The organism is Bacillus cereus group sp. BfR-BA-01408, from assembly GCF_022663305.1.
Classification (GTDB): domain Bacteria; phylum Bacillota; class Bacilli; order Bacillales; family Bacillaceae_G; genus Bacillus_A; species Bacillus_A pacificus.
The window spans coordinates 1-208 of record NZ_JAKUFF010000369.1; the positions used below are offsets into that span (position 1 = coordinate 1).

Here is a 208-nt window from a genome sequence, read left to right on the forward strand (position 1 = left end):
GGCATACAAGTATGAAGTGAAAGAGCAAACAGTCCCAGGATATGAATCAAAAGTAAGTGGTACTGACATCACAAATACAAAAGTAGGCGAAACAAAAGTAGAAGGAACGAAGACATGGAAAGACGGAAATGCAAAAGACCGTCCGACAATGATCAAAGTAGACTTACTACAAAACGGGAACGTGATTCAAACACAAGACGTACTAGCA

At 39.9% G+C, this 208-nt stretch carries 1 protein-coding gene; it reads left to right on the top strand.

Annotated features, from left to right (window positions below; genetic code table 11):
* On the top strand, positions 1-208 hold a 208-nt coding region (locus MR083_RS27690; protein ID WP_242270160.1), incomplete at both ends, for a Cna B-type domain-containing protein.